We start from the raw sequence: 19,752 nt of genomic DNA on the forward strand, positions 1-19,752 counted from the left end.
TTAGTCAAACTCCAGTTCCACCTGCTCCGAGCCGATAAGGCCACGCAGATCGTTAAGTAAACGATCGCTCGGAGAGACGCGCCATGTTGCGCCGAAACGCAACCGCGCGCGTGCATCCGCCCTCTGATAGTAGAGGTGCACTGGAATGGTTCCCGAACGGTGGGGTTCCAGAGACTGACGGAGTCGGTTTAAAAGCTGGTCATCAATTTGCCTGTCCGTCAGCGAGATAGCAAGCCCGCGAGCATATTTTTCCCGGGCTTCGTCAATGTCCATGACTTCGCGGGCGGTCATTTTAAGCCCCCCGCTAAAGTCATCAAAGCTGACCTGTCCGCTGACGATAAGTATGCGGTCTTTTTCCAGCAACTGCTGATATTTATCCAGCGCGTCGGTGAACAACATCACCTCCAGACGCCCGGAACGGTCATCCAGCGTACAGATGCCGATACGATTGCCGCGCTTGGTGACCATTACCCGCGCCGCAATCACCAGCCCCGCCGCCGTGGTCACTTTACCACGATCGGTCGGATGCATGTCTTTGAGCCGCACGCCACCGACGTAGCGCTCGATCTCTTTCAGGTACTGGTTAATCGGGTGACCGGTCAGATACAGCCCCAGGGTTTCCCTTTCACCATCCAGCACCACCTGCTCAGGCCACGGCTGGCAGCTGGCGTAGGACTGTTCTATTTGCTCAGGCTCTTCCGCCAGCACGCCGAACATATCGGCCTGGCCAATGGCCTCCGCTTTCGCGTGCTGGTCGGCGGCTTTTAACGCATCGCCCAGCGAATTCATCAGCGCTGCGCGATGCGGACCGAGACGATCGAACGCCCCGGACATAATCAGTTTTTCCAGCACCCGACGGTTGAGCTTTTTAATATCGGTCCGCGCGCAGAGGTCGAACAGCTCGCGGAAATAACCGCCATTGTTGCGCGCCTCAATGATCGCTTCGATCGGCCCTTCGCCAACGCCTTTGATGGCGCCGATGCCGTAGACGATCTCACCGTCATCATTGACGTGGAAATGGTACAGGCCGGAGTTAATATCCGGGGGCAAAATTTTCAGCCCCATGCGCCAGCACTCATCCACCAGGCCAACCACCTTCTCAGTGTTGTCCATATCGGCGGTCATTACCGCCGCCATAAACTCTGCCGGATAGTGCGCCTTAAGCCATAGCGTCTGGTAAGAGACCAGCGCGTAGGCAGCGGAGTGCGATTTGTTAAACCCGTAACCGGCGAATTTCTCCACCAGGTCGAAGATTTTTATCGCCAGTTCACCATCAACACCGTTTTTCCTCGCCCCTTCTTCGAAGGTGCCACGCTGCTTGGCCATCTCCTCCGGTTTTTTCTTACCCATCGCACGGCGCAGCATATCTGCGCCGCCGAGGGTATAACCGGAAAGCACCTGGGCAATCTGCATGACCTGTTCCTGATACAGGATAATGCCGTAGGTCGGCTCAAGCACCGGTTTCAGGCTCTCATGCTGCCACTGTACGTCCGGATAGGAAATCTCTTCGCGGCCGTGCTTACGGTCGATAAAGTTATCTACCATCCCCGACTGCAGCGGGCCCGGACGGAACAGAGCCACCAGCGCGATCATATCTTCGAAGCAGTCAGGCTGCAGACGCTTAATCAGATCTTTCATGCCGCGTGATTCAAGCTGGAAGACCGCGGTGGTTTCCGAGCGCTGCAGCATGTCGAAGCTTTTCTTGTCATCCAGCGGGATAGCGGCGATATCCAACGGCCCTTCGCCGTTCTTCGCCCGCCGCTTGTTGATCATCTCCAGCGCCCAGTTAATGATAGTGAGCGTACGCAGACCGAGGAAGTCGAATTTTACCAGCCCGGCGTATTCGACGTCGTTCTTGTCAAACTGGGTAACCGGATGCAGCCCCTGCTCATCGCAATACAGTGGCGCAAAGTCGGTGATTTTAGTGGGAGCGATAACCACCCCACCGGCGTGTTTACCGGCGTTTCGCGTCACCCCTTCCAGCTTACGCGCCATGTCGATCAGCGCTTTAACTTCTTCGTCCGCCTCGTAGATTTCCGGCAGCTGCGGTTCGGCTTCAAACGCTTTCGCCAGCGTCATACCCGGATCGGGCGGCACCAGCTTGGAGATACGGTCGACAAAGCCGTACGGGTGACCCAGCACACGGCCCACGTCGCGGATGACCGCTTTCGCCGCCATGGTACCGAAGGTGATGATCTGCGATACCGCATCGCGGCCATACATGTCCGCCACATGCTCAATAACCTGGTCGCGTTTCTCCATGCAGAAATCGACGTCGAAGTCGGGCATCGAGACACGCTCCGGGTTAAGGAAACGTTCGAACAGCAGATCAAATTCCAGCGGATCAAGATCGGTGATTTTCAGCGCGTAGGCCACCAGTGAACCGGCGCCGGAACCGCGGCCCGGGCCAACCGGTACGCCGTTATCCTTCGACCACTGGATAAACTCCATGACGATCAGGAAGTAGCCCGGGAACCCCATCTGGTTGATGACCTGGAGTTCAATATCCAGACGCTCGTCATACGCCGGGCGCTTTTCAGCACGTACGGCAGGATCCGGGAAGAGGAATTCCAGACGCTCTTCCAGACCCTCTTTCGATTTCATGACCAGGAAATCTTCGGTGGTCATATCGCCCGTCGGGAACTGCGGCAGGAAATATTCACCAAGCCGAACGGTGACGTTGCATCGTTTGGCGATCTCAACGCTGTTTTCCAGCGCTTCCGGGATATCGGCGAACAGCTCGCACATCTCCTCCTCACTGCGCATATATTGCTGCGGCGAGTAATTGCGCGGCCGTTTCGGGTCGTCGAGCGTGAAGCCGTCGTGGATCGCGACGCGGATTTCATGGGCGTCGAAATCGCTGGTGTCGAGGAAGCGGACATCGTTGGTCGCCACCACCGGCAGGCCACGCGCTTCCGCCAGCGCCACCGCGGCGTGGAGATAGGACTCTTCATCCTGACGACCGGTGCGGATCAGCTCAAGAAAATAACGGTCCGGGAAATGCTCTTCATAGAACGCGACGCACTGTTCCACTAACGGCATATTGCCGCGGATCAGGCTAACACCAACGTCGCCTTTACGGCCGCCGGAGAGCAGAATCAACCCTTCCTGATGTTCTACCAGCCAGTCGCGGTCAATCCACGGCCCCAGCGCGCCGTAGCCGCGCTGGTAGGCGCGGGAAATGAGCAGCGTCAGATTCTGATAACCCGCATTATTCGCCGCCAGTACAGTCAGCTCGGTAAACTCGTCGCCGAGCAGGTCGCACTGCACGTGAAAGTCGGCGCCGACAATCGGCTTAATGCCCGCGCCGTGTCCCGTCCCGTAGAACTTCACCAGTCCACACAGGTTGGTGAAATCGGTGATCGCCAGCGCCGGCATGCCAAGCGAGGCCGCCTTTTTCACCAGCGGCCCGGTCTTTGCCAGCCCATCGATCATGGAATAGTCGCTGTGCACCCGCAGGTGTACGAAACGTGGTTCAGCCATCTTTAGATCCCGGTGACTTAGTTGGACGCCAGGCCCAGGGCACGCTTCACCGGGCCAAAACTGCGCCGGTGATGCTCTGTTGCGCCGTGTTCCTGCAGCTTCTGCAGGTGAACAGCGGTGGGATAGCCTTTGTGCTGGGCAAAACCGTAGTGGGGAAATGCGAGATCCAGCGTGGCCATTTCGGCGTCACGAGTGACTTTTGCCAGAATAGACGCTGCGCTGATTTCTGCCACCCGGCTGTCGCCTTTCACCACCGCCAGGGAGGGCATCGGCAGCGACGGACAGCGGTTGCCATCGATCAGGACAAACTCAGGAACAATGCTCAGGCCGGCAACGGCGCGCTGCATCGCCAGCATAGTGGCATGCAGAATATTCAGCTCGTCGATTTCGTGCGGCTCGGCGCGCCCCAGGCTCCAGCACAGCGCTTTCTCTTTAATCTCATCGCACAGCGCCAGACGACGCTTCTCGCTGAGTTTTTTGGAATCATTCAGACCCACAATCGGCTTCGCCGGATCGAGGATCACCGCCGCGGTCACGACCGCGCCAACCAGTGGCCCGCGGCCAACTTCATCAACGCCGGCAACCAGATGGGTATGCGGATAGACGAACTCCATCATTGTTTTGCTAACTCCAGTACGGCGTCCGCGGCCTGCTCATCGGCGTTGCAGCGGATCTGCTGATGCAGCGCGCGGAACGTCTCATGCATTTCGTGGCTGGTTTTGCCATCGGCCAGCAGCGGCTTCAGGGCGGCAGCCAGCGCCTGCGGCTCGCATTCATCCTGCAGCAGCTCTTTGACCAGCTCGCGCCCGGCCAGCAGATTCGGCAAGGAGACGTAGTCGGTTTTCACCAGACGCTTTGCCAGCCAGAAGGTGAACGGCTTCATGCGGTAGCCAACCACCATCGGGCACTTCGCCAGCATGCACTCCAGCGCCGCCGTCCCGGAGGCCAGCAGCGCGGCGTCGCTGGCGATCATCGCATCGCGCGCCTGACCATCCAGCATATGCACGATCATATCCGGCGCCGTCTCAGCTTTGATTCGCTCAAACTGCTCCCGTCGTTTGGCATTGACCAGCGGCACCACCACCTGCAGATCGGGATAGGTGACGCGTAACAACTGTGCGGTTTTCAGAAAGTCCGCGCTGAGCATTTCAACTTCCGCGCCGCGGCTGCCGGGCAGCAGCGCCAGACAGCGCACATTGTGCGGGATCCCTAACCGGTCACGCGCAGCGTTCTTGTCGGGATCCAGCGGCATCGCATCCGCCATGGTATGGCCGATAAAGCGGCAAGGGACGTTAAATTTGTCATAAAACGCTTTTTCGAAAGGCAGAAATGCCAGCACCAGATCGGTCGATCTGCCGATTTTGAAAACGCGTTTTTGTCGCCAGGCCCAGACCGACGGGCTGACGTAGTGAATCGTTTTGATGCCCTGCTTTTTCAAATTCCCTTCGAGGGTAATATTGAAGTCAGGGGCGTCGATGCCGACAAAGACATCGGGGCGCAGCTCGCCAAAACGGCGGGTTAAATCGGCGCGAATATGCAGTAAGCGGCGTAAGCGACCTAGCACTTCAACAATGCCCATCACCGCCAGCTCTTCCATTTCGTACCAGGCTTCGCACCCTTCCGCCTGCATCAGCGGCCCCGCCACGCCGACAAAGCGTGCATCAGGGATGCGCGCTTTGAGAGCCCGGATGAGGCCTGCACCAAGAATATCGCCGGAGGTTTCTCCGGCGACCAGGGCAATCGTCAGGGGAGGCGATTCAGCCATTAACGAATCAAGCCGCGAGTGGAACGGGCAAAGAAATCGACAAACGGCTGAACTTCAGGATACTGAGTCGCCAGTTCGGCGATTTCCGGTTTGGCTTCGTCCAGCGTTTTGCCGCTGCGGTACAGCAGTTTATACGCGTTACGAATCGCGGTAATCGCCTCACGGCTAAAGCCACGGCGTTTCAGCCCTTCGATGTTCACGCCAAACGGGGTGGCGTGGTTACCCTGGGCAATCACGAACGGCGGAACGTCCTGCGCCACGCCGGAGCAACCGCCAACCATGACGTGTGCGCCGATGATGCAGAACTGGTGTACTGCAGTCATGCCGCCGATGATGACGAAATCATCCAGAGATACGTGACCGGCCAAGGTTGCGTTATTGGCCAGAATGCAGCGATCGCCAAGCGTACAATCGTGCGCCACGTGGGCGTTGATCATCAGCAGGTTATCGTTGCCCACCTTTGTTAATCCACCGCCCTGTACTGTGCCGCGATGAATGGTGACGCTTTCGCGGATGCGGTTGCGATCGCCAATTTCCACCCGGGTCGGTTCGCCAGCATATTTCAGATCCTGGTTAACTTCGCCGACGGAAGCGAACTGATAGATCTCATTGTCACGGCCGATTTTGGTGTGGCCGTTAACGACGACATGAGACTTCAGTACGGTGCCTTCGCCAATTTCGACGTTAGCGCCAACAATACAAAACGGACCAATGTGAACGTTAGCGCCAATGACGGCGCCTTCTTCTACAATGGCGGTAGGATGAACAAAAGCGGTTTTATCAATCACGTATCAGGCCTCCCGGCTACGCGCACACATCATCGTCGCTTCGCAAACCACTTTACCGTCAACCATCGCGACGCCCTTAAAGCGGGTCAGGCCACGACGGGTTTTCTCGAAAGTGACTTCCATAATCATCTGATCGCCTGGTACTACCGGACGTTTGAAGCGCGCTTCGTCGATGCCCGCGAAATAGTACAGCTCGCCTGGCTCCAGTTTCCCGACGCTTTTAAATGCCAGAATCCCGGTGGCCTGCGCCATCGCTTCCAGAATCAGCACGCCCGGCAAAATCGGCTTACCAGGGAAGTGCCCCTGGAAAAACGGCTCGTTTACAGAAACATTTTTTACTGCGCGCAGAAAACGACCTTCTTCAAAATCCAGCACGCGGTCTACCAGCAGGAACGGGTAACGGTGAGGCAGAAGTTCCAGAATCTCTTCAATGTGCAGAGTATGAGTGTCAGTAGTCAAAATACTCTTCCTGTCTAAATGTACTAAAAGGCAATAATAACACGGCCTGCGGCAATCTTTTAGCGAATGCAACAGGCCGGAAATGTCATGTGACCAAATGATGAATTAGTCTTGTTGATTAACCTTGCGCTCAATCGCTTTCAGGCGCTTGCTCATCTCGTCAATATTCATCACCAGCGCCGCAGTTTTACGCCACGCCTTGTTCGGCTGCAGCGGAATACCGGAGGAGTATACGCCAGGTTCAGAAATAGGACGCATAACCATCCCCATCCCCGTGACGGTGACTTTATCGCAGATTTCCATATGGCCATTAATCACGCTGGCGCCGCCAATCATGCAGTAGCGGCCAATTTTCAGGCTTCCGGCCATGATAACACCGCCGGCAACCGCGGTATTGTCGCCAATCACCACGTTATGCGCAATCTGACACTGATTATCGATAATGACGCCATTACCGATAAGGGTGTCATCCAGCGCGCCGCGATCGATAGTGGTACAGGCGCCGATCTCCACGCGATCGCCAATAATAACGCGACCAAGCTGCGGGATCTTTACCCAGTTGCCACGATCGTTAGCGTAGCCGAAGCCATCCGCGCCGATCACCGTGCTGGACTGGATCAGGCAATTCTCGCCGATCTCAATCTCATGGTAAATGGTCACATTGGCCCACAAACGCGAGCCGGCACCAATTTTCGTATTTTTCCCAACGAAGCAGCCTGCGCCGATCACCACGTTATCGCCCAGCACAACACCGGATTCGATAACGGCGTTAGCACCGATCGCCACGTTGTTACCCAGCTTCGCCGACGGATCGATAACCGCGCTCGGCGCGATATCCTGTGCCGGCTGCGGCGTGGTATCAAGAATTTGAGCCATGCGCGCGTAGGTCAGGTAGGGATTACGCACTACCAGCGCGGCGCTATGGGCAAAAGGCAAATCATCCTGCGTCATGACAACGGCAGAAGCCTGACAAGCGGCCAGGTGTTCACGGTACTTAGGGTTGACCATGAAAGTGATTTGGCCCGTTTTCGCGCTCTGCATGGACGCAACGCCGGTGATGACGATATCGCCATCACCGTGTAATTCTGCATCCAACTGCTGCGCGAGATCAGCCAGTCGAATTGAAGGCATTACTTATTTAACCTGTTTCAGCACATCAGCGGTGATGTCTTTTACATCGCCGCTGTTGTATGCAACGGCATTTGCGTCAACCACCAGATCGATGCTCTGATCTTTCGCTACGCTCTGTACAGCAGTCTGGATGCGGGTAACCAGTTTGCCACGCTCTTCGTTAGAACGACGTGCGCGATCTTGCTCAAATGCCTGCGCTTTCTGGGAGAAGCTCTGGCGCTGAGCCATCACGTCTTTTTCCAGTTTGGTACGATCGGCGCCCGGCTTCATGGACTGCAGACGCTGCATTTTAGACTGCAGGTCGCCTTCCATACGCTGCAGTTCGCTAGCGCGGCCTTTGAACTCGTTTTCCAGCGTGTTGGAAACGCCAGTTTTCTGGGCAACCTGTTGGAACAGGCTGTTCATGTTCACCAGGGCAATTTTATCTGCCGCCTGAGCGGAAGTAACCATTGCCAAACCCAGACCTGCAGCTAATAACCACTTTTTCACAATAAACTCCTTACCATCCCATGAGTACCCAGGGGTACCGTTATTTGCGTGGCGAGGCGATAAACGCGTTATCGCCTACAGTCAGCGCTATACTGCACTTGCATTCCGTTGCCACCTACAATTACCAGGTTTTACCAATGTTAAACTGGAACTGTTCGGCTTTGTCTCCATCGTACTTTTTGAACGGTTGGGCGTAGGAGAAGACCAACGGCCCCAACGGCGACATCCACTGCACGGCAATACCCGCAGACATACGGATGTTGCTCGGATCACTGTAATCCGGATAGCCGCCATAGGCGTTCGAATCCCAGTGAGTATCCCATACGGTACCCATATCCCAGAAGAAGGAAGTACGGACCGAGTTCGCATATTTGTCACTAATAAACGGTGTCGGGGTAATCAGCTCCAGGCTGGCCACCGCCATCGCGTTACCGCCCACCGCATCATCAGATTTACACGGTGCGGATTCGGTGCTCTTACAGTCATTGGTATAACCGCTATCGCCATCATGACGGCTGCTCGACGGGAAGTATACCGCCTTCGGACCGATGGTGTTCGACTGGAAACCACGCACGGTGCTGGAACCACCGGCATAGAAGTTCTCATAGAACGGCATCTCTTTGCCGCCGATACCATCGCCATAGCCAAAGCGGGTACGCCCCAGCACTACCCACTGGTGATCGTTGTCGATCGGCACGTAGGTCGCCGTATCCAGCGTCGCTTTGTAGTATTCGTTGTCTGAGCCCGGAATGGTCACCTTACCGTTCAGGTTGACGCGCGAACCTTCCGTTGGGAAGAAGCCGCGGTCAAGCTTGTTATAGGTCCAACCGTAGTTGAAGGTGAAGTCATTCGCACTGAACGAGTTCCGGTCGTTGGTGTTGTCCGGATACTGGCCCATCGAGTTCAGGTAACGCCACATCGCCACCTGCGGCTGCATATTGGACAGGGAGTTATGGACATAACCGACACCGGCGCGCAGCGTATTGTATTCGTTGACCGGGAAGCCCAGCGTGACGTCTGTACCATAGCTTTTGTTGGTATAGTCAGACAGATCCGCATCGTTCGCATCAAAGTCATTATAGAAGATACGACCGCCGAGGCTCACACCGTCTACGGTGAAGTACGGGTTGGTCACCGACAGTTCGGTATAGGTCTGGTAGTCATTTTTGGTGCCGTTGATCCCGACAGCATAACCCGTACCTAACCAGTTATCCTGCTGGACGCCCGCCTGGAAGCTGACGCCGCTTTCGGTACCGTAGCCGATGCCGAAGTTGAAGCTACCGGTATTACGCTCTTTCACCTTGTAGACAACGTCGACCTGGTCCGGGCTGCCCGGCACGCGCTGGGTATCGGTATCCACCGTTTCGAAGAAGCCTAAACGGTTGAGACGGTCTTTACCCTGATCGACGAGATCGCTCCCCAGCCATGCGCCTTCCATCTGGCGCATTTCGCGGCGCAGTACGGCATCTTTGGAGGTGTCGTTGCCTTCGAAGCGAATTTTACGCACGTAATAGCGGTTACCCGCATCGACGTTGACGTGCAGTTTGACGGTCTTATCGCTGTCGTTGATTTCCGGCTGCGACTGAACGCGCGGGTAGGCGTAACCATAACGACCCAACAGTTTCTTGATGTCGTTTTCCATCTTGGTTACTTTCGCGCCGTTGTACAGTTCGCCCGGCTCGACTTTGGTCAGCGCTTCGATTTCGGCCGAATGGCCCGCGAGATCGCCCGTTACCTGCACCCCGGAAAGCTTGTACTGATCGCCTTCGGTGATGTTGACGGTAATGTAGATCCCTTTCTTGTCCGGCGTCAGGCTAACCTGAGTAGAATCGATGTTGAAACGGGCATAACCGCGATCCAGATAGTAGCTGCGCAGGGTTTCAAGGTCGCCCGCCAGCTTCTGCTTCTGGTATTTACGGTCGCCGACCACGTTCCACCACGGTACCTCATCGCGCAGCTGGAAGTGGGAGATCAGTTCATCGGTCGAAAACGCATGGTTGCCGACGATATTGATCTGCTGAATTTTTGCGGAGACGCCTTCCTGGAAGACCAGCTTCAGATCGACACGGTTACGCGGCAGCGGCGTCACAACCGCTTTGACGCTGGCGCTGTATTTACCGACGCTGTAGTAGAAATCCTCAAGACCCTTCTCGATATCCGCGATGGTCGTGCGGTCAAGCGACTCGCCCACCCGAACACCAGAAGCCTCAAGGTTCTGCTTGAGCATGTCATCTTTCACCGACTTGTTGCCGGAGAAGGTGATGCTGGCGATCGTCGGACGCTCTTTCACCTGCACCAGCAGGGTATCACCGTCGCGCAGGACGCGGACGTCCTCGAAGTTGCCAGTGGCAAACAGCGCGCGAATAGTGTTACTGATATCATCGTCGGTCACCGTATCGCCAGGACGCACTGGCATACTGAGGAGGGCCGCACCAACAGCGACACGCTGCAAGCCTTCGAAATGAATGTCCTTCACCACGAACCCTTCAGCACCGTATACAGTCGCGCTGCTAAACAGCAGCGACGCTATGAGCAACTTTTTCATCGCCATCGTTATTATGCGTTCTTCCTAACAAACTCTCTTATAACCGAGAGAAATCATTGAAAAGTGCAAGCCCCATTAACAGCACCAGCAGTATTGAGCCAATGCGATAACTAAAGTCTTGAACTCGCTCGGATACCGGCCCGCCCTTCAGCTTTTCGATCGCTAAAAACAGCAGATGTCCCCCATCCAGTACGGGCAGTGGGAACAGGTTGATGATTCCGAGGTTCACGCTAATCAGCGCAAGGAACATCAGATAATAAATCAACCCAAACTCCGCTGACATTCCAGCCCCCTGAGCGATAGAGATCGGCCCACTGAGGTTGTTCAGTTTGACATCACCGGTTATCAATTTACCCAGCATCCTGACCGTCAGTGACATCAGCTGCCAGGTTTTATCCGTGGCTTCAGCGATGGCGGCAAACGGTCCGTACTGACGTACTGTCTTGTATTCCTCAGGTAGCGGGATGACCTTTGGCACCACCCCTGCGAACCCTTCTGCCTTACCTTTTACCGTTTTCGCATCCGGCGTCAGGGTTAACGGCAGCGCACTCCCCTGCCGTTCAATCTCCAGCGCCAGCGCTTTGCCCGGATTATCTCGCACCAGATTAACAAACGTCATCCACTGCGTTAACGGTTGACCATCGACTTTAACGATCCGGTCGCCCGCTTGCAAACCCGCTTTCTGGGCCGCCGAGCCCGCCTGGACTTCCGCCAGCACCGTATCAATCTGCGCGCTGCGCGGCTGGATCCCCAGCGAGGTCACGGGATCTTGCTTGTCTGGCTCAAACGCCCAGTGCCGCAGATCGACGATTTTATCCTGGCGCTGATTGGTCCCGAAAGGGGCGACGGTAAGTATTGTTTGCGAGTTGCCGATTTTGGCCACCAGCTGCATACGCACCGCATCCCAATCAGGCGTTTCGATACCATCTATCGCTTTAAGTTCCGTTCCTTTTGCAATTTGTGCTTGCGCGGCAACCGAATTGGGCGTTATTTCACCCACCACCGGCCGCACGCCGGGAACGCCGATGATAAAGACCAGCCAGTAGGCAAAGATTGCGAAAAGGAAGTTAGCGATGGGGCCTGCGGCAATCACCGCCGCACGCTGGCCGACGGTTTTATTGTTGAAAGCGTAGTGGCGCATCTCCGGCGCTACCGCCTCGACGCGCTCGTCCAGCATCTTGACGTAGCCGCCCAGCGGGATCAAAGCAATGACGAACTCCGTGCCCTGCTTATCCATCCGCCGCCACAGCGCTTTGCCAAAGCCAATAGAAAAACGCTCAACCCGGATGCCGCAGCGGCGCGCCACCCAAAAATGGCCAAACTCATGCACCGTAATCAGTACGCCAAGCGCAATGATAAAAGCTGCCAGATTCCAGAGCACGCTCAGCATATAACCTTCCGTCAAATCGTCCTGAAGACCAACAGTAGCAAACAGGCGAAGACCGGTACCGCCGCCGTCAGGCTGTCGATACGATCGAGAATACCGCCGTGTCCGGGAATCAAGTGCCCGCTATCCTTAATGCCGGCCTCGCGCTTAAACATACTTTCCGTCAGGTCGCCCAGCACGGAAGCCAGGGCCGCCACCACGGAACAGACCAGTAGCACCGTCGGCGTGACGTCAAGATGCGCCCACACCCCGTAAGCCCAGGAGATCACGGCCGCCGTCAGCAAACCGCCAAAAAAACCCTGCCAGGTTTTTCCCGGTGAAACCTTCGGCGCCAGCTTATGCTTGCCGAACATTTTGCCAAACATGTAGGCGCCCGAGTCGGCACCCCAGACCAGGATCATGACGTACAGCAGCCACACCGCGCCGCTATAGTGATTATCGGTATAGTGCCAGGCGCGCAGCGCCAACATGCCCCAGAAAAACGGGACGATGGTCAATATGCCGAAGATAAGGCGCAGCACTTTGGAATGGCGCCAGAATGCCGCCGACGCCGGGTACGATAACACCAGTAACAGGGCGACGATCCACCAGGCGAACGAGGCCCATAGTGAACCTTCGACCATCGGTTGATGAACGTCATAATGGTATTCAGGCAGCAGAAAAAGCATGGCAGCCAGCAGAAGGCCGCACAGCACCGCCAGCCAGACCCGCTGCGACGTTGAGTTGAAACCGCTCAGTTGCCCCCACTCCCACGCGGCGAGCATACAGACCACGAGGGTCACGATAGCAAACCCCATCGGCGGCAATAAGAACAGCGCCGCAATGACGACGGGAATTAAGACGAAAGCAGATATCAGGCGATACTTCAGCAAAAGTGACCCCCATCAGGCATGACTGCCACCCGGCTCAGTGCCGCCGAAACGACGCTCTCGATTAACAAAGGCATGGAGTGCACCTTCAAAGTCCTGTTCAGCAAAATCGGGCCAAAGAACATCCGTAAAGTAAAGTTCGGCATAGGCAATTTGCCAAATCAAAAAGTTACTTATTCGGTGCTCTCCCCCGGTCCTAATAACTAAATCAACGGGAGCCAGTTCATGCATGCAGACCTGCTGACTCAGCATCTCTTCCGTGATCTCTTCAGGCAGCAGCGTCCCGTCCTGCACTTGTTTGGCCAGCAGACGAACGCCCTGGGTAATATCCCAGCGACCACCGTAATTTGCCGCAATGTTCAGCGTTAAGCCGGTATTGTTTGCGGTCAACGCTTCCGCTTTGCGGATGCGTTCCTGCAGGCGTGCATTGAAGCGCGTGGTGTCGCCAATCACCCGCAAACGCACATTGTGTCGGTGCAGACTTTTGACTTCGCTATCCAGCGCCCAGACGAACAGTTCCATCAGCGCGCTGACTTCCTGAGCCGGACGATTCCAGTTTTCGCTGCTGAACGCGTATAACGTTAACGCCTCAATTCCATTATTCGCCGCAAAGGAGACCGCACGACGCACGGATTTCGCACCGGCCTTGTGCCCGAAAGCGCGAATTTTACCTTGCCGTTTCGCCCAACGGCCGTTGCCATCCATAATAATGGCGACATGACGGCAGCCATGTGTTGGCGATATTTCGCTGACAGTTTGATTAGCAGACAACATCACGCGTTTTAAGTCCATAATAAGGATTAACTAGCCACCAAACAGAGGCCACCGGGCCGCGCTGGATACGCATTTTTATCCGATGCCGGGGCTGCAGCCAATCGCAGAGAACAACCAAAAGCTTTACGCAAAAAAGCCGTGTTTTGCCACGGCCACCGTAATCTTTAACAACAAAATGCAACGATCGGGTGGCGCAGACTATATCACCGAAGCCTTTCGCCCACAAATACCACCGCGTTACGCCTGCGCGCCCAAACGCTTCAGCTGCTGGTGAGCTACCGCACGAGCGTCAGCGTCGATAACCAGAACCTCATCAATGCTTTGCGGCTCCTGCAGGTTCATCTTATCCAGCACCGCCAGATTCACCGCCGCAATATCGGTAAAGCGGATATCGCCATGCAGAAACGCGGCAACCGACTCTTCATTGGCCGCATTCAGCGCCGTAGTGGCCGCCTGGCCGACATCAAACGCGTCCATCGCCAGCTTCAGGCAAGGATACCGAGTGTAGTCCGGCGCTGAGAAGCTCAGGTTGCTCAGCTGGCAGAAGTCCAGCGGTTTGGCCCCGGAGGTCAGGCGCTGTGGCCAGCCCATGGTATGGGCAATCGGCGTGCGCATATCCGGCTCCCCAAGCTGGGCCAGCACGCTGCCGTCCTGATAGCGAACCATCGAGTGGATCACCGACTGCGGGTGGATCAGCACTTCCATCTGCTGCGCCGAGGCATTGAACAGCCAGCGCGCTTCAATATACTCCAGACCTTTGTTCATCATCGTGGCTGAGTCGACGGAGATCTTACGTCCCATTGACCAGTTTGGATGGCGGCAGGCCTGATCCGGGGTCATCGCCGACAGTTCAGCCACGTCCGTCTCGCGGAAAGGGCCTCCTGAACCGGTCAACAGAATCGACGAAACGCCATTCTGGGTGAGGTCAGCGTATCCCAGATGCTGTTGAATTGTCTCCGGCATACTCTGAAAAATAGCGTTATGTTCGCTATCGACCGGCAGCAATCGCGCCCCCGACCGCTGAACGGCCTCCATGAACAAGCGACCGCAGGTCACCAGCGATTCTTTATTCGCCAACAACACCGTTTTCCCGGCGCGGATCGCCGCCAGCGTCGGCACCAGTCCCGCCGCGCCGACGATAGCCGCCATCACCTGATCGACTTCATCCAGCGCCGCGACCTCAGCTGCCGCCTGCTGGCCGCTCAACACCTCGGTACGGCAGCCATGCTCATGCAGACGGGTGCGCAACCGCTCAGCGCTTTGCGCATCATCCATCACCGCGAAGCGAGGGGTAAATTCCAGGCATTGTTCAACCATGCGGTCAACGTTTTTCCCCGCGACCAGCGCGGCGACGGAAAAGCAACCAGGGTTATGGCGTACCACGTCCAGCGTGCTACAGCCAATGGATCCGGTCGAACCGAGAACGGTTAATTGCTTCATGAGACGTCCAGAAGAAAGGAAACAGAATAAAAAGCAAAACGCCGCCAGCAAGCCCCTACGCGACAACTATCGGGGATAAGACGGCGGCATCAGGCCTTCAACTTAGCGCTAAAGGCTACAAGGCCAGCCGTCTCAACGCAATCCCGAGAATTGAGCGTACAGTCTTCTGTACGGCGTTTCAGATTTTACTCAGGCCAGGAAGTGTCGGCCCGAGCAACAGCAGAGCATCAGAACTGCATCAGTTCCGCTTCTTTATCTGCCAGCGCCGCGTCAACTTTCTTGATGGCGGCGTCAGTCATTTTCTGCACGTCGTCCTGAGAACGGCGATCGTCATCTTCGCTGATCTCTTTCTCTTTGAGCAGAGCTTTAACTTTGTCGTTCGCATCACGGCGAACGTTACGCACGGCGACACGCGCCTGCTCCGCTTCGCCACGCACGATCTTGGTCAGATCTTTACGACGTTCTTCGGTCAGCGGCGGCAGCGGAACACGAATATCGCTGCCGGCAGAGCTTGGGTTCAAACCGAGGTCGGACGCCATGATTGCTTTTTCAACGGCCGGGCTCATGGAGCGGTCAAAGACGTTGATTTTCAGCGTACGGGAGTCTTCTACCGTAACGCTGGCCAGCTGGCGCAGCGGGGTCGGGGTACCGTAGTATTCAACAATAATCCCGTCCAGCAGGCTCGGAGAAGCACGACCCGTGCGAATTTTGCTGATTTGGTTTTTGAATGCTTCAACGCATTTTTCCATGCGGATTTCAGCATCTTTTCTGATATCGCTAATCACGTTACGAATCCTTGAAAACTTGTCTCAGTCAGACCAGACGGGGCACCCGTCGGAAAATGAGCTAAGTATAGTCAGATTTAATGAAAATCACCGGGCAATATCCCCGCGAAAGTAAAGCGGAATATTACCCGGATTTGGCGCTGACGGGAATTATTCCGTGATCAATGTGCCTTCTTTTTCGCCCATCACCACGCGACGCAGGGCGCCGGGTTTGTTCATGTTGAAGACGCGAATCGGCAATTTGTGGTCACGCGCCAGGGTGAAGGCCGCCAGATCCATCACTTTCAGCTCTTTATCCAGCACTTCGCTGTAGGTCAGCTGATCGTACATGGTGGCAGAAGGATCTTTTGCCGGATCCGCGGTAAACACACCGTCAACCTTGGTCGCTTTCAGCACCACGTCGGCTTCAATTTCAATACCACGCAGGCAGGCTGCGGAGTCGGTGGTAAAGAACGGGTTGCCGGTACCCGCGGAGAGGATCACCACGCGGTTGTTGCGCAGCAGGCTGATCGCCTCTGCCCAGCTGTAGTTGTCGCACACGCCGTTCAGCGGGATGGCGGACATCAGACGAGCGTTCACATAGGCGCGGTGGAGCGCATCACGCATTGCGAGGCCGTTCATGACCGTTGCCAGCATGCCCATGTGGTCGCCCACAACGCGGTTCATACCCGCTTTCGCCAGACCAGCACCACGGAACAGGTTACCGCCACCAATTACTACGCCAACCTGAATACCCAGCTCAACCAGCTCTTTGATCTCCTGAGCCATGCGGTCAAGTATGCTTGCATCAATACCGAAGCCTTCTGAGCCCTGCAGCGCTTCGCCACTTAATTTCAGCAGAATACGTTTGTAGACGGGTTTTGCATTGGTAGCCATGTTTCTTTCCTGAGACTGTCAACGAATGAGATATGAGAATTCTGGCGACATTGTATGTCGCATTTCAGCGCGGTCACTATACGCAGTTGGCTGAATTTACAAAATGGGCGCAAAAAGAAGCCGCCCTCAGGCGGCTCCTTGTAAAAATTAAGACTGCTTGGACATCGCAGCAACTTCTGCTGCAAAGTCAGTCTCAACTTTCTCGATGCCTTCGCCCACTTCAAAGCGGATGAAGCCAGTCACGTCAGCATTATGCTCTTTCAGCAGCTGACCAACAGATTTGCTCGGCTCCATAACGAAAGGCTGACCCGTCAGAGAAACTTCGCCGGTGAATTTCTTCATGCGGCCTTCAACCATTTTCTCTGCGATTTCTTTCGGCTTACCAGACTGCATCGCGATGTCCAGCTGAACCTGGTACTCTTTTTCTACGACTTCAGCAGACACGTCTTCCGGCTTAACGAATTCCGGCTTGCTTGCTGCAACGTGCATTGCCAGCTGCTTAACCAGCTCTTCGTCAGCGCCTTTAGCGGCAACCAGAACGCCGATGCGCGCACCGTGCTGGTAGCTACCCAGAACGTCGCCTTCCAGAACAGCGATACGACGGATGTTGATGTTCTCACCGATTTTAGCAACCAGCGCAACACGTTCTTCTTCGAACTGCGCTTTCAGAACTTCAACGTCGGAGATTTTACCAGCAACAGCTGCGTCCAGTACTTTGTCAGCAAATGCCTGGAAACCACCATCTTTAGCAACGAAGTCAGTCTGGCAGTTAACTTCCAGAATGTAACCGTAGTTGCCTTCGATTTTGGTTTTGATCACGCCGTCAGCAGCCACGTTGCCTGCTTTCTTCGCCGCTTTGATCGCGCCGGATTTACGCATGTTTTCGATTGCCAGCTCGATGTCGCCATTCGCTTCAGTCAGCGCTTTTTTGCAATCCATCATGCCTGCGCCAGTACGTTCGCGCAGCTCTTTTACCAGGGAAGCGGTAATTTCAGCCATTCTAAAATCCTCGGGAGATGTGGATACTGCCCGGCCAGCGGCCAAACAGCGTAAATTGAAAAAAGGGGCCTGTAATGGGCCCCTATTCATACACGGTACTAATAAGGGCTTAAACCTTATTATTCAGCTTCTACGAAGCTTTCTTCCGCCTGAGAAGCCAGGTCCTGAGAGCGACCTTCACGAACGGTAGCAGCAACAGCGCCCAGGTACAGGGTCACTGCGCGGATTGCATCGTCGTTACCCGGGATAACGAAGTCTACGCCGTCCGGATCAGAGTTGGTATCAACGATAGCAAATACCGGGATACCCAGGTTGTTTGCTTCTTTGATAGCGATGTGCTCGTGGTCAGCGTCGATAACGAACAGTGCGTCCGGCAGGCCGCCCATGTCTTTGATACCGCCCAGGCTGTTTTCCAGCTTGTCCAGCTCACGAGTGCGCATCAGCGCTTCTTTCTTGGTCAGCTTCTCGAAAGTACCGTCCTGGGACTGAGTTTCCAGGTCTTTCAGACGTTTGATGGACTGACGAACGGTTTTCCAGTTAGTCAGCATACCGCCCAGCCAGCGATGGTTCACGAAGAACTGGTCGCAGCTGTTAGCAGCTTCTTTTACCGCTTCGCTTGCAGCGCGCTTAGTACCAACGAACAGGATCTTGCCTTTACGGGCAGAGATTTTGTTCAGCTCAGCCAGAGCTTCGTTGAACATCGGTACCGTTTTCTCAAGGTTGATGATGTGAACTTTGTTACGCGCGCCGAAGATGAAAGGCTTCATTTTCGGGTTCCAGTAACGGGTCTGGTGACCAAAGTGAACACCAGCCTTGAGCATGTCGCGCATGGAAACAGTTGCCATGTTTAAAACCTCTATAGATTAAATTGGGGTTATGCCTCCACGTATCCCATATTACCGACCCCGAAGGGCACCCCGGAATATGTGCCGATACGTGTGTGTTATTTACACAATATGAGTATGTCGCTTACGTCCATCCTTGTGTATCTGAGATGGAACGGAAGTCCGGCGCGCTTTATACCACAAAATCAATCCAGACACCAACTCTTGTTGACGTCACGTGCTGTTAATGATTCTCAATTTGGCACCAGCCTGCCCGGACTGTTACCATTGGCAGGACTTACTCTATTATTGTCGAAAATATCGACACTGCTGGACATACTCCATGGCTATCTCTATCAAGACATCTGAAGACATCGAAAAAATGCGCGTTGCCGGCCGCCTGGCCGCTGAAGTGCTGGAAATGATCGAACCCTGGGTTAAACCGGGCGTCAGCACCGGCGAACTGGACCGCATCTGTAACGACTATATCGTTAACGAGCAGAAGGCCATTTCCGCCTGCCTCGGCTATCACGGCTATCCGAAGTCCGTCTGCATTTCGGTCAACGAAGTGGTTTGCCACGGTATCCCTGACGACGGCAAGCTGCTGAAAGATGGCGATATCGTTAACATCGACGTGACGGTCATTAAAGATGATTTCCATGGCGATACCTCCAAAATGTTTATCGTCGGTAAACCGACGATTCTCGGCGAGCGCCTGTGCCGCATCACTCAGGAAAGCCTGTATCTGGCACTGAAAATGGTGAAGCCGGGGATCAACCTGCGCACCATCGGCGCTGCTATCCAGAAATACGTTGAAGCCGAAGGTTTTTCCGTGGTGCGCGAATACTGCGGTCACGGTATTGGCCGCGGCTTCCATGAAGAGCCGCAGGTGCTGCACTACGACTCACCGGAGACCAACGTTGTACTCAAACCCGGCATGACCTTCACCATCGAGCCGATGGTCAACGCCGGTAAAAAAGAGATCCGCAGTATGAAAGACGGCTGGACGGTGAAAACTAAAGACCGGAGCTTGTCTGCGCAGTACGAGCATACTATTGTGGTGACAGACAACGGCTGCGAAATTCTGACGCTACGCAAGGATGACACCATCCCGGCGATAATCTCGCACGATGAATGA

17 protein-coding genes are annotated in these 19,752 nt (G+C 55.4%); 1 reads left to right on the top strand and 16 read right to left on the bottom strand.

Features of this window, described 5'->3' with window-relative positions; genetic code table 11:
- From dnaE to rpsB, 16 genes are all read right to left on the bottom strand, one after another.
- Window positions 1–3,483 carry a DNA polymerase III subunit alpha gene (gene dnaE / locus CWM61_RS17040; protein ID WP_061155695.1) on the bottom strand — a complete coding sequence of 1,161 codons (3,483 nt, stop codon included), beginning with the start codon at window positions 3,481–3,483 and terminating at the stop codon, window positions 1–3.
- A gap of 17 nt (window positions 3,484–3,500) precedes the next feature.
- Window positions 3,501–4,100: a ribonuclease HII gene (rnhB, locus tag CWM61_RS17045; RefSeq protein WP_012542806.1), complete on the bottom strand. Its 600-nt coding sequence runs from the start codon at window positions 4,098–4,100 to the stop codon at window positions 3,501–3,503.
- Entirely contained in the window at window positions 4,097–5,248 is a 1,152-nt protein-coding gene (lpxB, locus tag CWM61_RS17050) for a lipid-A-disaccharide synthase (RefSeq protein WP_100631601.1), read from the bottom strand. Before lpxB ends, rnhB begins: the two co-directional genes overlap by 4 nt.
- Window positions 5,248–6,036, bottom strand: a complete 789-nt coding sequence (lpxA, locus tag CWM61_RS17055; RefSeq protein WP_100631602.1) for an acyl-ACP--UDP-N-acetylglucosamine O-acyltransferase — start codon at window positions 6,034–6,036, stop codon at window positions 5,248–5,250. Before lpxA ends, lpxB begins: the two co-directional genes overlap by 1 nt.
- 3 nt (window positions 6,037–6,039) lie before the next feature.
- A complete protein-coding gene (gene fabZ, locus CWM61_RS17060) occupies window positions 6,040–6,495 on the bottom strand; it encodes a 3-hydroxyacyl-ACP dehydratase FabZ (RefSeq protein WP_061155698.1) in 456 nt (151 codons plus the stop codon).
- 105 nt (window positions 6,496–6,600) lie between these two features.
- Window positions 6,601–7,626, bottom strand: coding sequence for a UDP-3-O-(3-hydroxymyristoyl)glucosamine N-acyltransferase (lpxD, locus tag CWM61_RS17065; protein WP_008807350.1), 1,026 nt, complete (start codon window positions 7,624–7,626; stop codon window positions 6,601–6,603).
- A gap of 3 nt (window positions 7,627–7,629) precedes the next feature.
- Window positions 7,630–8,115, bottom strand: coding sequence for a molecular chaperone Skp (gene skp, locus CWM61_RS17070; RefSeq protein WP_061155699.1), 486 nt, complete (start codon window positions 8,113–8,115; stop codon window positions 7,630–7,632).
- A 121-nt stretch (window positions 8,116–8,236) separates the two neighbouring features.
- Window positions 8,237–10,666, bottom strand: coding sequence for an outer membrane protein assembly factor BamA (gene bamA / locus CWM61_RS17075; RefSeq protein ID WP_061155700.1), 2,430 nt, complete (start codon window positions 10,664–10,666; stop codon window positions 8,237–8,239).
- Between the two features lie 31 nt (window positions 10,667–10,697).
- On the bottom strand, window positions 10,698–12,050 hold the full coding sequence (gene rseP, locus CWM61_RS17080) for a sigma E protease regulator RseP (RefSeq protein WP_061155701.1): 1,353 nt from the start codon (window positions 12,048–12,050) through the stop codon (window positions 10,698–10,700).
- An 11-nt stretch (window positions 12,051–12,061) separates the two neighbouring features.
- A complete protein-coding gene (cdsA, locus tag CWM61_RS17085; protein ID WP_061155702.1) occupies window positions 12,062–12,919 on the bottom strand; it encodes a phosphatidate cytidylyltransferase in 858 nt (285 codons plus the stop codon).
- 12 nt (window positions 12,920–12,931) lie between these two features.
- The gene (gene ispU / locus CWM61_RS17090; RefSeq protein WP_012968905.1) at window positions 12,932–13,690 is read right to left on the bottom strand and encodes a (2E,6E)-farnesyl-diphosphate-specific ditrans,polycis-undecaprenyl-diphosphate synthase; all 759 of its coding nucleotides are present in this window, start codon (window positions 13,688–13,690) and stop codon (window positions 12,932–12,934) included.
- Window positions 13,691–13,927: 237 nt separating this feature from the next.
- Window positions 13,928–15,130 (bottom strand): 1-deoxy-D-xylulose-5-phosphate reductoisomerase, encoded by a 1,203-nt coding sequence (gene ispC, locus CWM61_RS17100; protein WP_100631603.1) that lies wholly within the window; start codon window positions 15,128–15,130, stop codon window positions 13,928–13,930.
- A gap of 227 nt (window positions 15,131–15,357) precedes the next feature.
- Window positions 15,358–15,915, bottom strand: coding sequence for a ribosome recycling factor (gene frr / locus CWM61_RS17105; protein WP_061155704.1), 558 nt, complete (start codon window positions 15,913–15,915; stop codon window positions 15,358–15,360).
- A 150-nt stretch (window positions 15,916–16,065) separates the two neighbouring features.
- The gene (gene pyrH / locus CWM61_RS17110; protein WP_004098747.1) at window positions 16,066–16,791 is read right to left on the bottom strand and encodes a UMP kinase; all 726 of its coding nucleotides are present in this window, start codon (window positions 16,789–16,791) and stop codon (window positions 16,066–16,068) included.
- A 147-nt stretch (window positions 16,792–16,938) separates the two neighbouring features.
- Window positions 16,939–17,790, bottom strand: a complete 852-nt coding sequence (tsf, locus tag CWM61_RS17115) for a translation elongation factor Ts (RefSeq protein ID WP_004151930.1) — start codon at window positions 17,788–17,790, stop codon at window positions 16,939–16,941.
- Window positions 17,791–17,909: 119 nt separating this feature from the next.
- Window positions 17,910–18,635, bottom strand: coding sequence for a 30S ribosomal protein S2 (gene rpsB / locus CWM61_RS17120; RefSeq protein WP_061155705.1), 726 nt, complete (start codon window positions 18,633–18,635; stop codon window positions 17,910–17,912).
- Between the two features lie 322 nt (window positions 18,636–18,957).
- Here rpsB and map point away from each other — a divergent pair, with 322 nt between their 5' ends.
- Complete coding sequence (gene map / locus CWM61_RS17125) at window positions 18,958–19,752, top strand: type I methionyl aminopeptidase (protein WP_004204446.1); 795 nt, start codon at window positions 18,958–18,960, stop codon at window positions 19,750–19,752.

Origin of the sequence: Klebsiella sp. K-Nf6 (genome assembly GCF_002806655.1) — a bacterium.
GTDB lineage: Bacteria > Pseudomonadota > Gammaproteobacteria > Enterobacterales > Enterobacteriaceae > Klebsiella > Klebsiella variicola.